Origin of the sequence: Polaribacter litorisediminis, assembly GCF_019968605.1 — a bacterium.
Lineage (GTDB): Bacteria > Bacteroidota > Bacteroidia > Flavobacteriales > Flavobacteriaceae > Polaribacter > Polaribacter litorisediminis.
This window is the reverse complement of the sequence record NZ_CP082966.1, coordinates 2,864,456-2,877,153: the sequence shown is the minus strand read 5'-3', so window position 1 is coordinate 2,877,153 and position 12,698 is coordinate 2,864,456. Positions and strand designations below refer to the sequence as shown.

Here is a 12,698-nt window from a genome sequence, read left to right as displayed (position 1 = left end):
AATTAATTTTGCACTTTATTACTAGTAGCACTTTTAAGCTATTTTAAATTCTTCCTCGTTCATTTCTATACTAAATTTGATATTCGTTTTCAGAGCTTTAAATACCTTCAAAATTGTTTCAATGGTAACATTTCTAGTATTTCTCTCAAGTTTTGATATTTGAGATTTTTGCACTCCAATTAATTTACCTAATTGTTCCTGAGTTAAATGTCTTTCTTTTCTTACAGATTTTATCATATCTCCAAGAATTTCAATTTTTAAGTCAAATTCATATTTATCTCTTTCATCTGTTCCAACTTCTCCAAGATGTTTGTCTTTAAGTTGGTCTAAACTCATCATTCTCATTTTTTTAGAAGTTTCCATTTTTAAAGTTTTTTATGATTAAAATAATCTATTCTCAATTTTTCTGCTTTTTCAATATCTGATCTTGGGACTTTATTTACTTTTTTAATAATTCCATGAGTTGATATTACTAATGTTTCCGTTTTCGCAGATTTATCCCAAAAAGCAAAAAGTCTAATTTGAATTCCGCTATATTTTGTTCTAAATTCCCAAATTTCATCTTTTAGTTTTTTAAAGAGTTTAGGGTCATTGGTCAATTTAGCTTTATCAATATTATAGAATATTTTCATTCTCGTTTTATTGTCTAAATTTTCCACAAATTCAATAGCTTGTTCTAAAAATATAACTTCAAATTTAGGGTTCATTCCTTTTTTGCAATTTAGACAACAAAGCTAACTAAAAGTTTCTATATATTGAAACTTTTAGTTGTTTTATGATTTTCTTTATAAGAATTCCCGAACGGGATTGTATAAGATTTGTGCGGCTTAAAAGCCGTAAGATTTTCAGTCTAGTACAAATGTTAATTGGTTGTTTTGGTTTTACAATTTTTCTTTAAAGTTACCATAAATTTTATACTTTTTTGTTGCCAAACGCTATTCTGCTTCAAATTTTCTAACCTCATTCAATTGTTTCTCAGCATTTTTCAATTCTAAATCCCATTTTTTGTAAACATCAAAAGGCAAGTATTTTATTATAATTATAATAGCGATGACTCCAATTAAACTATATATAATTAAACTATAGAAATTGCTTAAAATAGAAATTTTAAAACTTAATTTAAGTAAAACAGGTATTATTGATAAAAGCCATAGAATAACAATTCCAGTATCAAATTTTGAGTATTTTAATGTATGTATTCTAAAAGAATTAATTGTTCTTTGTAATTCAATAATAGTCATTAAACTATAATTGGGTTTCTTTAATGGTAAATGTTGAAAGAAAGAGAAAAGCATCGCAAAACCTCCAATAAGAGCAGGAATACTATACAGTTCATCATTAAATAATTGGGACGCAAGCAAAATTGATATCATAAAATAAATCAATGCAAAGTTTCTACCCATAATAGATGTGTTTATGTATTTGTCAAATTCATTTTTTGATTTTTCAAATTCTAACTCACCAATTTTTTTTTCATTAATATCAATTCTAGAAATCAGTTCATTCTGCTCTTTTTTCCAAACTTCTTTAAATTCTTTTAAATCCATAATCTAATTTATTTTTTCTTTAAGTTTCTTCTTAATTCTATTGATTTTAGTTCCTACATTTGTTTCAGAAATACCAATGATGTCAGCAATTTCCTTATAGTTGTATTCTTCCATATAAAGTATGATTATCGCTTTGTCGAATTCATTTAGTTTATCAATGAATATATTTAAAACTTTTTTTTGATGTTTGAACTCATCAGTTTCTTGATCAACTTCTCCTTCTATGAAGATTGAATCAATCGGTAAATGTGTTGTGGTATTTCTAAGTTTGTTTTTTCTATAGAAAGAAATTGAAACATTCATTGCTATTTTATAAATCCAAGTAGAGAGTTTATAGTTTTCATTGTAGTTTTTTAAAGAACTCCATAACTGAATCAATATTTCTTGTTCTAGGTCTTTTTTGTCTTCAATACCCTTACAGTATATATTGATAACTTTATATAAGATTCCTTTGTTTTCTTGTATGATTTTTTGAAATCTCTCTGTTTTCTTTAATGAACTCACTTTTGGCTATTGTTTATATACCATTATTCGTAAATGTTTTTTAAAAATCACAGTTTTGAATGGTTTTTTTAAGTTTTTAATGTTTGTCAACTATTTTTAATAGCTAAGTTTCAATAGCGGAGTCTCAATACGGAATCAAGTTCAGCACAGGTTTGTATATGCAGAGTTAGGAAGGTTTTGTTTTTTTAATTTTAGAAACAAACTAAATAATTCTCAAAACCACTTCTTACGTTTAAAATACCAAACGGCACCAAAAGTTACTAAAACCATAATTCCCAATAAAGCGAAGTATCCATATTTGAATTTTAGTTCTGGTATATTCTCGAAATTCATTCCGTAAATTCCAGCTAAAAAAGTAAGCGGAATAAAAATCACAGACAAAATCGTCAACGTTTTCATCACCTCATTTAAACGATGTCCTTGAATACTAAAAATTAAATTGATTTTACTTTCTAATTCTTGCAACTCAAAATCGATATTAGAAACTAAATTACTCGTTTGTTCTTTTAATTCACTAAAATATTTTACATTAAAATTATCGATTTCTATTTTTTCTAATTTGATAATCGTATCGCGTAAACTTAGGGTTGCTTTCTTAAAATTGAACAATTCCTGTTTTCTTTTTTCAACCAAAGATGTAAATTCAGGAGTAGGTTTTATTTGAGTAGAGTTTAATTTATCAGCACTTAATTCTGCATTTTTTTGATAGGTTTCTTGGTAATTATCAACAATAGATTCTAAAATTAAAAACAATAAATAGTCTGTTTTTTTTCTTCTAACGATTCCTTTATTCCCTTTTAAACGCTCTCGAATCCAATCAAAATAATCACCAACTTTTTCCTGAATACTCCATAAATAACTAGAGGAAACCACAAAAAGCATTTGTTCAGATTCTAAGGTTTCACTTTTTGTAATTAATACCCGAGTAGAAACAAAAACCAAATCGTCTAGTAAAATCACTTTATTAGAATGTTCATCATCCATAAATAATTTCATTAAAAAATCATCTAAGTTGTTATTTGCCACAATCGTCTTAAAAATTTCTGAATATTTATTTCCATAGGTATTTATCCATTCTGTAGAAGGCGTTTTATTAGATAAAATAATGTCTGAAACAGATTCATAATAGTTTTTTTGATAACTTTTAGCGGAATAACTAATAAGTGATGTATGTTTTAAAAATTCCTGCTCCATCATAAATTTATTGTAGATTTGGTTTTATAAAGATACTTTTAAATTCCTAAAAGTTCATTTTAATTATATTTTTATATCTTTTAAAAATGATATCCAGATAATTATTTCTTATCAAAAACCAAAAAAACCAAAAATGAATATCGAAGAGTTAAGAGATTTTTGTATAGCTAAAAAGGGAGTCACGGAACATTTTCCTTTTGACGAGGTTACTTTAGTTTTTAAAGTGATGCATAAAATGTTTGCATTATCGAGTTTAGATGCTTGGGAAAAAAGAGAAGAAAGTATCAACTTAAAATGTGATCCAGACAAAGCAGAAGAGTTAAGAGCAGCATATGAAGGCATTAAGCCTGGCTGGCATATGAACAAAAGACTTTGGAACACAGTAACCATAAATACTGCGGATGTTTCTGACGCTTTGGTTAAAGAACTCATCAACCATTCTTATGATTTAGTGGTAAAAGGACTGACTAAGAAATTACAAAAAGAATTAGAGGCACTGTAAAGTAGCTTAATTTAGTTTTCTTGACCAGAGCAGATTTACTTAAATTCCATGATAAAATTTATACTGTAAAGGTGTCATTTTCTTGATTTCTTTAAATTTTCTATTAAAATTTGAAATGTTATAAAATCCTGATTTATAAGCAATATCCCCGATTGAAAATTCTTCCTTAGATTTTAAAAACTTACAAGCATTCTCAATTCTTACTTCTGTTAAAAAACTAATATAGGTTTTATTTGTTCGCTTTTTAAAATACTTGCAGAACGCATTTTTAGTCATGTTTGCAATACCCGCAATGTCTTCTAAAGAAATTTTTTGATGGGCATTTTCCATCGTGAATTCAAAAATAGTTCTCATTCTTTTCCCTTCAGTATCAGAATATTTTTTACGATGAACAAAACTAGAAAGCGGTTCGGTTTTAAAGTTAGAAATAATTTTTAAAATCTTTAAAAACAACATAAAACGCTCAAATTTAGAGGCCTTTTTTAATCTTAAAAAGAGTTTAATAATTTCAGTTTGATTGGTTTTCAGAATAGAACCTTGTAAAGATTTTGAAAAGAAACCCTTAATTTCTGTAAACTCATTCAATTCAAAAAAGGATTCCCCAAAAGAAGTTTTAGTAAAAAATAAAGTCAACATTTTAGACTTTTCTGCTTCCTTCTTATCGCTCTTAAAAGCGTGCGGTAAGTTACTTCCTAAAATAAAAATATCATTTTCAGCATAACTAGAAATGGTATCTCCTACCAATAAAGTTCCTGTTCCTATTTCAATAAAACTAATCTGAATCTCCTCATGTTGATGTAATTTATCGTAAAAAACAAATTCAATATCTTCTTGATAAATCAATGCATTATTTTCTGGCTTCGGAATTTTAAAAGGTAAAACTTTCATGGAAGTTAACTTATTGTTGATACAAAGTTATTCAAAAATACACTTTTGGTATTTGCTAAGGATAATATAGTATTAAAATTGAATAGTTTAATCCTAATTTAAAAGAATTAGGATTCATAATTTTATATCAAACAAATTATAGCAAAATGAAATGTAATTGGGATGGTGTAATGCCTGCAGTGTTTACATGGCTGAAAGAGTCAAAATCCGGCGCTCTTGAAATTGACCTTGATGCAACACAAAAACAGGCCGCAGGTATTTTAAAAGTTCAAGGAAAGGGCGGAAGCAGAATGAGCGGACTTGTAGGTTCTGGTACTCTAGGTGAGAATAGCTACCTGAGCAATAAACAGCGTCTTTCTTTATTGAAATCCCTTTCTGAGGTTGCTAAAGAATACAATGTTCCTTTAATCAGCGGAGCTTCAGCAGAAACTAAGGAAGAACTTGCAAAAATCATTGAAGGACTTGCAACAGTAGGAGTTGATACCGTCATGGTTATGCCACCAAAAACGAAGGCGGTTCCTTCTGAAAAAGAAATGTATGAGTACTATGCACTCTCTGAAGCAACTGCAAAAGATGTAGGCGTAACAATTATGCCTTATAACAATCCTGATGCAGCAGGTTATCATGCACTCTCAACTGACCTTCTTTTAAGACTTTCTGTGCTGCCTAAAGTAACTGCTCTTAAAATATCGACCATAGATGTTTCAATTATTGAAACGCTGATGTTAGAGAACAAAGATTTAAAAATTTTGGCAGGAGTAGACACAGTCACAGTTCATGCAGGGCTCGCTGGAGCATGTGGTGGAATTACAGGTGTAGGTACGATCTTCCCTAAAGCAAGTGTTACTATGCAGGAGCATGTTTTAAATGGAGAATGGGCTAAGGCAAACAAAATTTCTCAGGCTTTAAATTCCTTATCGTATCTGGATGCTCAGCCGCTGCTTATGGAATATCTTAAGCTTGCTATGGGAATTCATCATAATGATGTTGCTGGAGGGCTGCGTACTTTTGGTAAGAAATTAACGAAACAGCAAATTGATGATGTACGTGCAAGATATATATTGGCGAAAGAAAGACTTGAAGTTCTGGACTTAATAAGTTGATCTTTTCAAATATTCAAAAATGAGAAAGGTTCGTTTCTACAGAAAGCATAATGGAAGCTTTATAACACGTTTTTCATAATTCTAGAGATGGTTATGAGAAAAGGTTTTTCATTTCAAGGTATTACTTCAAAAACACCTATTATCAAAAAAAGTAGCTTATAAATGAGTAAATTTGAAAAAAAGCATTAAAAAAATAAGTAAAGATGACTACAGGAAAAAACTACATAGGTAATTTAGAATCAGCCAAAGGCAATAAAACATTTAAAACCTATAACCCAGAATTAAATAAAGAAAACGAAACTGTTTTTACAGAAGCATCAATAGAAGAAATAAATAAAGCAGTTGATTTAGCTTCAGAGGCATTTAAAGAATTCAGAATAATATCAGGAACTAAAAAAGCCGAATTTCTAAACACAATTGCAGATGAAATTTTAGCATTAGATGATGAACTAATTCAAATGTATTGTTCAGAAACTGGTTTGCCAGAAGGAAGAGCAAAAGGAGAAAGAGGCAGAACCGTTGGGCAATTAAGAAGTTTTGCAAATTTAGTAGCAGAAGGGTCTTGGGTGGAAGCAACTATAGATGCTGCGCAGCCAAACAGAGAACCAATGCCAAAATCGGATATCAGAAAAATGCTAATTCCTTTAGGGCCAGTTGTGGTATTTGGAGCAAGTAATTTCCCTTTAGCATATTCAACCGCAGGTGGAGATACAGCAGCAGCATTAGCCGCAGGTTGTTCGGTGATTGTAAAATCGCATCCAATGCATGCGGGAACAGGAGCTTTGGTAGCGTCGGCAATTGTAAAAGCAGCAAAAAAAACAGGAATGCCAAATGGCGTTTTTTCGAACCTAAATTCAAGTGGAATAGAGGTTGGGCAACAATTAGTTTCGAATCCAAAAGTAAAAGCAGTTGGTTTTACAGGAAGTATTCGTGGAGGAAGAGCCTTGTTAGATTTAGCCGCTAAACGAGCTGAACCAATTCCTGTGTTTGCAGAAATGGGCAGTATAAATCCTGTAGTAATTTTACCAAAAGCCTTAGAAAATAGACAAGCAGAAATTGCAAAAACGTATGCAGGTTCGATCACTTTAGGAACAGGTCAGTTTTGTACAAATCCGGGTTTATTATTAGGAATTAAAAGTGATGCTTTGAGCACTTTTGTTAATAATTTATCCCAAGAAATTATGGATATAAATCCTTCTTGTATGTTGCATCCCAACATCAAAAAAGGATACAATGCCAATAAAGAAAAGGTAGTTTCTCAAGATTATGTTCGTGTTACAGCAAATTATGAATCTGATGTTGAAAATAATTATGCACAACAAGCAGTTGTCTCAGTTGATGGAAAAACATTCTTAGAAAACGCTACCTTACATTTAGAAGTTTTTGGACCTTTTTCAATGGTTGTTCAGTGTGAAGACACCGATGAATTAGAACAAGTAATTGTGAGTTTAGAAGGGCAATTAACAGGAACCGTTATTTCTGATGAAAACGAAGTGAGCAACTATCAAGCTGTAATTGCGGCACTACAAAATAGAGTTGGTAGAATTATTTTTAACGGTGTGCCAACGGGTGTTGAGGTTTGTGAATCTATGGTTCATGGAGGGCCATATCCAGCATCAACAGATAGTCGTTTTTCTGCCGTGGGGATCGCTTCTATAAAACGTTGGGTGCGTCCTTTTAGTTATCAAGATTGGCCAAATCATTTATTGCCAGCAGAACTACAGAATGAGAATCCACTGGGAATTAAAAGAAATATGAACGGGACTCTATAATACAATAACAAATGAAAAATCTAAAATTCACATTTTTAACATTACTATTGGTCTTGTTCTCATGTGAAAAAACGACAGAAGTTGAGCAACTACAGGAGATCATTAATAGGTACGAATCAGATAGAAAATATGAATTTGACCGGTATGCATCTGTTGAGAACACAGCAAAATATTATCAAGCTGAGGCCGAGTTTTCTAAAAATCTAATAAAGGAATTGGACCAGATTTCATCTGAAGGTTTATCTGAGTCTGATAAAATATCTAAAGATTTATTGCTTTTTGTATTACAGGATAAAATAGACGCACACAATTACAAAACGTATTTAAATACAATTACAAATGAGAATGCGTTTCATTTAAATTTTAGTAGAATGGCAAGCACTCGTTTTAAAAATAAAAAACAAGTAAAAAACTATCTTCAAAGATTAGAGGATTTGCCAAATAGAGTTTCGTATAATTTTAGCTTATTAAAAACTGCAGTAAAAGAGGGAATGGCGCAACCTAGTGCTATATTTAATAATTACAACATTACTTATGATAAACATATTGTTGCAGATGTTACCAAAAGTGAATTTTACAAACCATTTTTAAATTTACCTGAATCATTCTCGGAAACATACAAAGATTCCGTCATAAAAGTGGCAAAAACTAGTGTTAAAAATAATGTAGTTGGTGAATATCAAAAAATTAAACAGTTTTTTGAAAACGAATATTTGCCAAATACCCGAAAAGAGCTTGGCGTTTCTAGCACACCAAATGGAGAAGCATTTTATCAAAATAGAATTGATTATTTCACAACAAGTAATCAATATACGGCAGAAGATATACATCAAATTGGTTTAAAGGAAGTTGCAAGAATTAAAGCAGAAATGCAAAAAATTATTGACGATTTAGGTTTTAAAGGAAGTTTTGCAGAATTTATAGAATTTTTGAGAACGGACGAACAATTTTATCCAAAAACGGCCAAAGAATTGTTGATGTTTGCAAGGGATATTGCCAAAAGAATTGATGCAGAATTGCCAAAATATTTTAAAACTTTACCTAGAAAACCTTATGGTGTTGTTCCTGTTCCTGCAGATTTAGCCCCAAATTATACAGGAGGTAGATATTCAGGTTCTAGAAGCGAGACGACTGCAGGGTTTTACTGGGTAAACACCTATAATTTACCAAGTAGAACGTTGTATACAATTCCAGCACTTACCGCTCATGAAGCTGTTCCTGGGCATCATTTACAAATGTCATTAAACAACGAATTACCAGAAACAATTCCCCAATTTAGAAGAAATTTATACTTATCTGCTTTTGGTGAAGGGTGGGGATTGTATACTGAATATTTGGTTGCTGAAATGGGTATTTACACCACACCTTATGAAAAATTTGGGCAGCTGACCTATGAAATGTGGCGAGCTTGTAGGTTGGTGGTAGATACAGGGGTGCATGCAAAAGGTTGGACAAGACAACAAATGATTAATTATTTGTCACAAAATACAGCACTCTCTATACATGAGGTAACCACGGAAACAGATCGTTATATTTCTTGGCCAGGTCAAGCATTGTCCTATAAAATAGGAGAACTCAAAATTCGTGAAATGCGTAAAAAAGCAGAAAATGAATTAGGTGATAAATTTGATATTAGAAACTTTCACGAAGTTGTTTTAGAACAGGGTACGGTTACTTTATCTATTTTAGAAGAACGTATCAACAACTACATCAATAATACAAAAAATGAGTAAACATACGTTTGTTTGCATAGATGCTCATACTTGTGGAAACCCTGTTAGAGTCATAAAAAAAGGTGGCCCTGATTTGGTTGGAAAAACCATGAATGAAAAGCGGTTGCATTTTCTAAAAGAATATGATTGGATAAGAAAAGGGTTAATGTTTGAGCCTAGGGGTCATGACATGATGAGTGGATCTATATTATATCCACCTCATAATCCGGAAAACGATTTTGCTGTTTTATTTATAGAAACTTCGGGTTGTTTGCCCATGTGCGGTCATGGAACTATCGGTACTATTACCATCGCCATTGAAGAAGGTTTAATTACGCCTAAAATCCCAGGGAAAATAAAAATGGAAGCCCCTGCGGGTTTGGTTGAAATAGCATATTCGTTGAAAAATGAAAAAGTTGAATGGGTAAAGTTAACCAATGTAAAAAGTTATCTAGCTGCCGAAAATTTAACCATAGATTGTGATGAATTAGGAGAACTTACTTTTGATGTTGCTTATGGAGGAAACTTTTATGCAATTGTAGATCCTCAGAAAAATTTTAGCGGAATTCAAGATTTTACAGCAACAAAAATCATTCAATATTCTCAAGTTTTAAGGGAGCGAATTAATCAAAAATATCCCAATCTATTTGTGCATCCAGAAAACGAAAGTATCAAAGATGTAACGCACATGCTATGGACTGGAACTCCTATTGACCCTACTTCTAATGGAAGAAATGCTGTTTTTTATGGTGATAAAGCCATCGATAGAAGTCCTTGTGGAACGGGCACTTCAGCAAGATTAGCACAATTATATGCTAAAGGAAAACTAAAAGTTGGCGAAAATTTTATTCACGAAAGTTTTATTGGTAGTACTTTTACAGGAGTTATAGAGGAAGAAACCACATTAAATGGAAAATTAGCGATTATTCCTAGTATAAAAGGTTGGGCAAAGATTTACGGGCAAAATACCATTACTATTAATACAGAAGATGATCCTTATGCTTATGGATTTAGTGTGATCTAAAATCATGAAAAAAGAAAAGAACTTAATTTTTAAAAAGCATTGTTGCAGCGAACTTTCACGTCAAAGAATCAATAAAAATTAGGTGCTAATTGTATAACTAAAGAACATGAACAGCTATAAAGAAAGTTTTATTAGAAGCACTTTAGCGTTTTACAAGAAATTGCAAAGAATTTTTATGCTACCAATATTTCGTCAAACAGAATGATTAGTGTAAATTCAAAAATTTTTAATGCAGCATTGGTATCAGTTTATAAAAGAATGGATGATCATGTATATACTTTTACAACTTTTAAATTTTCAGAAACTTTGGTAATGCAGATAAAAAATTTGATTTATTAATTTTCTGAAGTCAACGGCATGGATATCAAGGAAAAGCAAGAAAGTATTTTAAAAAAAAATTAGATTTATTTTATTGAATACTGGCAAGATAGAGCACTAATTAGGGATTTTAAGTTGGAATAATGAGCAAGGAAGTAGTAGTTATTGGAGGTGGAATAATTGGACTTTGTTCTGCATATTATTTACAAAAAGAAGGTCATAAGGTTACAGTAGTGGATAAGTCTGATTTTTCAAAAGGAGCTTCTTATGTGAATGCAGGTTACATAACTCCAAGTCATTTTATACCATTAGCTGCTCCCGGAATGATTTCAAAAGGAATAAAATGGATGTTCAATTCGTCAAGTCCTTTTTATGTAAAACCAAGACTAGATAAAGAGTTCTTAAAATGGTCTTTGGCTTTTAAAAAATCGGCAACCAAAGCGAAAGTAGAAAAAGCAATTCCGGCACTAAAAGACATTAATGTTTTTAGTCGAGAGCTATATAAAGATTTAAAAGCATCACAAACTTTTAATTTTTCGTTTGACCATAAAGGTTTATTGATGTTTTATAAAACGGATAAAGCTGGAGAAGAAGAATGGAATGTTGGAGAAAGAGCCATAAAAGAAGGCTTAAAAGTTGAAAATTTAACAAAAGAAGAAACTCAAAAGCTAGAGCCCGGTATTGATTTAAATATTAAAGGAGCTGTTTATTATCATTCGGATGCTCACATGACTCCTAATAATTTTATGCAACAACTAAAAGCGTATTTGGAACGAAATGGTGTAACTATTTTAGGTGATGAAGAAGTTTTAGATGCTGAAATTGTGTTAGGTGAAATTAAATCTATAAAAACAAAAAGTAAGACTATTACTGGTGATGAGTTTGTTTTAGCAACGGGTTCTTGGTCGCAAAAATTTGCTAAAAAATTTAAGATCAATATACCAATTCAAGCAGGAAAAGGGTATAGCATCAATACAGCTAGAGATACTAAAATTACAATTCCGGCAATTTTGGTAGAAGCGAAAGTGGCAGTTACACCCATGAATGGATTTACCCGTTTTGCGGGCACGATGGAAATTGGTGGTATTAATCATAAAATTAATACAAAAAGAGTACATGCAATTGCAAAAGCAGGTGAAAGTTACTATTCAGGACTGCATATAAATCAACCAGAAAAAGACGCTGCGAAATGTGGTTTAAGACCTTGTTCTCCAGATGGATTGCCTTACATAGGAAAATCTCTACATTGTATTAATTTAACAATTGCAACGGGCCATGCAATGATGGGGTGGAGTTTAGGGCCTGCAACAGGAAAATTAGTTTCTGAAATTATTTCTGATAAAAAAACATCCTTAGATGTAAGTTTTTACAATCCTAGTAGAAAGTTTTAAATCTGATGAGGTGAAGTTTTTATTTGAAAATTAATGACAACCAAAAATAGGAGTCGTAAAACTACTGGTTTTCATATTTAAAAATACGTTATTTTTGAGTTGATGATAAAATCTGAATTAAGAAAAATATACAAGCTAAAGCGCAATGCATTAATTTTTGAACAAATTCAAAAAATGCAAGAAAATATCTACAATCAAATTTATGATTTAGATATTTCTGAGATAAATAATATTCATATTTTTCTCACTTTAGACAAATTTAAAGAGATAAGTACAACACCAATCATCGACTATTTTAGAAAGCATCAGAAAAGAATAATAGTAAGCAAAAGCGATTTCACCGATAACACATTAACGCATTTTTATTTAGAAGAAAATACTGAAATAGTAATCAGCAAACACGGAATCCCAGAGCCTAAAAACGCTGAGTCCGTTTTAGAAACTGAAATAGATTTGGTATTTGTGCCGCTTTTAATTTCTAATAACGATAATTATAGAATTGGTTATGGTAAAGGTTTTTACGATCGGTTTTTATCAAAATGCAAAAAAGATGTAAAAAAAATAGGCTTAAATTTCTTTAAACCTATTGCTAAAATTGATGATATTAATGCGTTTGATGTTCCTTTGGATGATGTGATGTATCCAAAATAATATAATTTGATTTGTTTATAGAAGGTTGTTTTTTACGCTTCAATTACAACAAGTTTCAACTTGTTGTAATTAGATAAAAGAATAAAAAGGCT

At 31.0% G+C, this 12,698-nt stretch carries 13 protein-coding genes; 7 read left to right on the top strand and 6 right to left on the bottom strand.

The features are described 5' to 3' along the window. Nucleotides 1–33: 33 nt before the first annotated feature. The 5 genes from K8354_RS12275 to K8354_RS12255 all read right to left on the bottom strand — a co-directional run bounded on the left by K8354_RS12275 (nt 34) and on the right by K8354_RS12255 (nt 3,245). A complete protein-coding gene (locus K8354_RS12275; RefSeq protein WP_223440159.1) occupies nt 34–363 on the bottom strand; it encodes a helix-turn-helix domain-containing protein in 330 nt (109 codons plus the stop codon). Between the two features lie 2 nt (nt 364–365). Next, nucleotides 366–707, bottom strand: a complete 342-nt coding sequence (locus K8354_RS12270) for a type II toxin-antitoxin system RelE/ParE family toxin (RefSeq protein ID WP_223440157.1) — start codon at nt 705–707, stop codon at nt 366–368. Nucleotides 708–935: 228 nt separating this feature from the next. Further along, entirely contained in the window at nt 936–1,547 is a 612-nt protein-coding gene (locus K8354_RS12265) for a hypothetical protein (protein WP_223440155.1), read from the bottom strand. 3 nt (nt 1,548–1,550) lie between these two features. Beyond that, complete coding sequence (locus tag K8354_RS12260; RefSeq protein ID WP_223440153.1) at nt 1,551–2,051, bottom strand: RNA polymerase sigma factor; 501 nt, start codon at nt 2,049–2,051, stop codon at nt 1,551–1,553. A 213-nt stretch (nt 2,052–2,264) separates the two neighbouring features. Further along, the gene (locus tag K8354_RS12255; RefSeq protein WP_223440145.1) at nt 2,265–3,245 is read right to left on the bottom strand and encodes a CorA family divalent cation transporter; all 981 of its coding nucleotides are present in this window, start codon (nt 3,243–3,245) and stop codon (nt 2,265–2,267) included. Between the two features lie 133 nt (nt 3,246–3,378). Here K8354_RS12255 and K8354_RS12250 point away from each other — a divergent pair, with 133 nt between their 5' ends. Further along, on the top strand, nt 3,379–3,747 hold the full coding sequence (locus K8354_RS12250; RefSeq protein ID WP_223440143.1) for an MmcQ/YjbR family DNA-binding protein: 369 nt from the start codon (nt 3,379–3,381) through the stop codon (nt 3,745–3,747). 39 nt (nt 3,748–3,786) lie between these two features. On the opposite strand, the gene K8354_RS12245 is transcribed toward K8354_RS12250, so the two are convergent. Next, a complete protein-coding gene (locus tag K8354_RS12245; protein ID WP_223440141.1) occupies nt 3,787–4,635 on the bottom strand; it encodes an AraC family transcriptional regulator in 849 nt (282 codons plus the stop codon). 146 nt (nt 4,636–4,781) lie between these two features. Here K8354_RS12245 and K8354_RS12240 point away from each other — a divergent pair, with 146 nt between their 5' ends. The 6 genes from K8354_RS12240 (at nt 4,782) to K8354_RS12215 (ending at nt 12,606) form a co-directional block, all read left to right on the top strand. Next, complete coding sequence (locus K8354_RS12240) at nt 4,782–5,738, top strand: dihydrodipicolinate synthase family protein (protein WP_223440140.1); 957 nt, start codon at nt 4,782–4,784, stop codon at nt 5,736–5,738. Nucleotides 5,739–5,941: 203 nt separating this feature from the next. Further along, complete coding sequence (locus tag K8354_RS12235; protein WP_223440138.1) at nt 5,942–7,510, top strand: aldehyde dehydrogenase (NADP(+)); 1,569 nt, start codon at nt 5,942–5,944, stop codon at nt 7,508–7,510. A gap of 11 nt (nt 7,511–7,521) precedes the next feature. Next, on the top strand, nt 7,522–9,243 hold the full coding sequence (locus K8354_RS12230) for a DUF885 domain-containing protein (protein WP_223440136.1): 1,722 nt from the start codon (nt 7,522–7,524) through the stop codon (nt 9,241–9,243). Continuing rightward, the gene (locus tag K8354_RS12225) at nt 9,236–10,246 is read left to right on the top strand and encodes a 4-hydroxyproline epimerase (RefSeq protein WP_223440134.1); all 1,011 of its coding nucleotides are present in this window, start codon (nt 9,236–9,238) and stop codon (nt 10,244–10,246) included. The genes K8354_RS12230 and K8354_RS12225 overlap by 8 nt, the downstream gene beginning before the upstream one ends. Before the next feature lie 461 nt (nt 10,247–10,707). Continuing rightward, on the top strand, nt 10,708–11,955 hold the full coding sequence (locus tag K8354_RS12220; protein WP_223440132.1) for an NAD(P)/FAD-dependent oxidoreductase: 1,248 nt from the start codon (nt 10,708–10,710) through the stop codon (nt 11,953–11,955). Nucleotides 11,956–12,057: 102 nt separating this feature from the next. Next, nucleotides 12,058–12,606, top strand: a complete 549-nt coding sequence (locus tag K8354_RS12215) for a 5-formyltetrahydrofolate cyclo-ligase (protein WP_223440124.1) — start codon at nt 12,058–12,060, stop codon at nt 12,604–12,606. Nucleotides 12,607–12,698: the final 92 nt, after the last annotated feature.

Bases quoted from the DNA above. Each gene is read 5' to 3' on its own strand.
- K8354_RS12275 (WP_223440159.1), bottom strand. From the start codon at position 363: ATGGAAACTTCTAAAAAAATGAGAATGATGAGTTTAGACCAACTTAAA.
- K8354_RS12270 (WP_223440157.1), bottom strand. From the start codon at position 707: ATGAACCCTAAATTTGAAGTTATATTTTTAGAACAAGCTATTGAATTT.
- K8354_RS12265 (WP_223440155.1), bottom strand. From the start codon at position 1,547: ATGGATTTAAAAGAATTTAAAGAAGTTTGGAAAAAAGAGCAGAATGAA.
- K8354_RS12255 (WP_223440145.1), bottom strand. From the start codon at position 3,245: ATGGAGCAGGAATTTTTAAAACATACATCACTTATTAGTTATTCCGCT.
- K8354_RS12250 (WP_223440143.1), top strand. From the start codon at position 3,379: ATGAATATCGAAGAGTTAAGAGATTTTTGTATAGCTAAAAAGGGAGTC.
- K8354_RS12245 (WP_223440141.1), bottom strand. From the start codon at position 4,635: ATGAAAGTTTTACCTTTTAAAATTCCGAAGCCAGAAAATAATGCATTG.
- K8354_RS12240 (WP_223440140.1), top strand. From the start codon at position 4,782: ATGAAATGTAATTGGGATGGTGTAATGCCTGCAGTGTTTACATGGCTG.
- K8354_RS12235 (WP_223440138.1), top strand. From the start codon at position 5,942: ATGACTACAGGAAAAAACTACATAGGTAATTTAGAATCAGCCAAAGGC.
- K8354_RS12230 (WP_223440136.1), top strand. From the start codon at position 7,522: ATGAAAAATCTAAAATTCACATTTTTAACATTACTATTGGTCTTGTTC.
- K8354_RS12225 (WP_223440134.1), top strand. From the start codon at position 9,236: ATGAGTAAACATACGTTTGTTTGCATAGATGCTCATACTTGTGGAAAC.
- K8354_RS12220 (WP_223440132.1), top strand. From the start codon at position 10,708: ATGAGCAAGGAAGTAGTAGTTATTGGAGGTGGAATAATTGGACTTTGT.
- K8354_RS12215 (WP_223440124.1), top strand. From the start codon at position 12,058: ATGATAAAATCTGAATTAAGAAAAATATACAAGCTAAAGCGCAATGCA.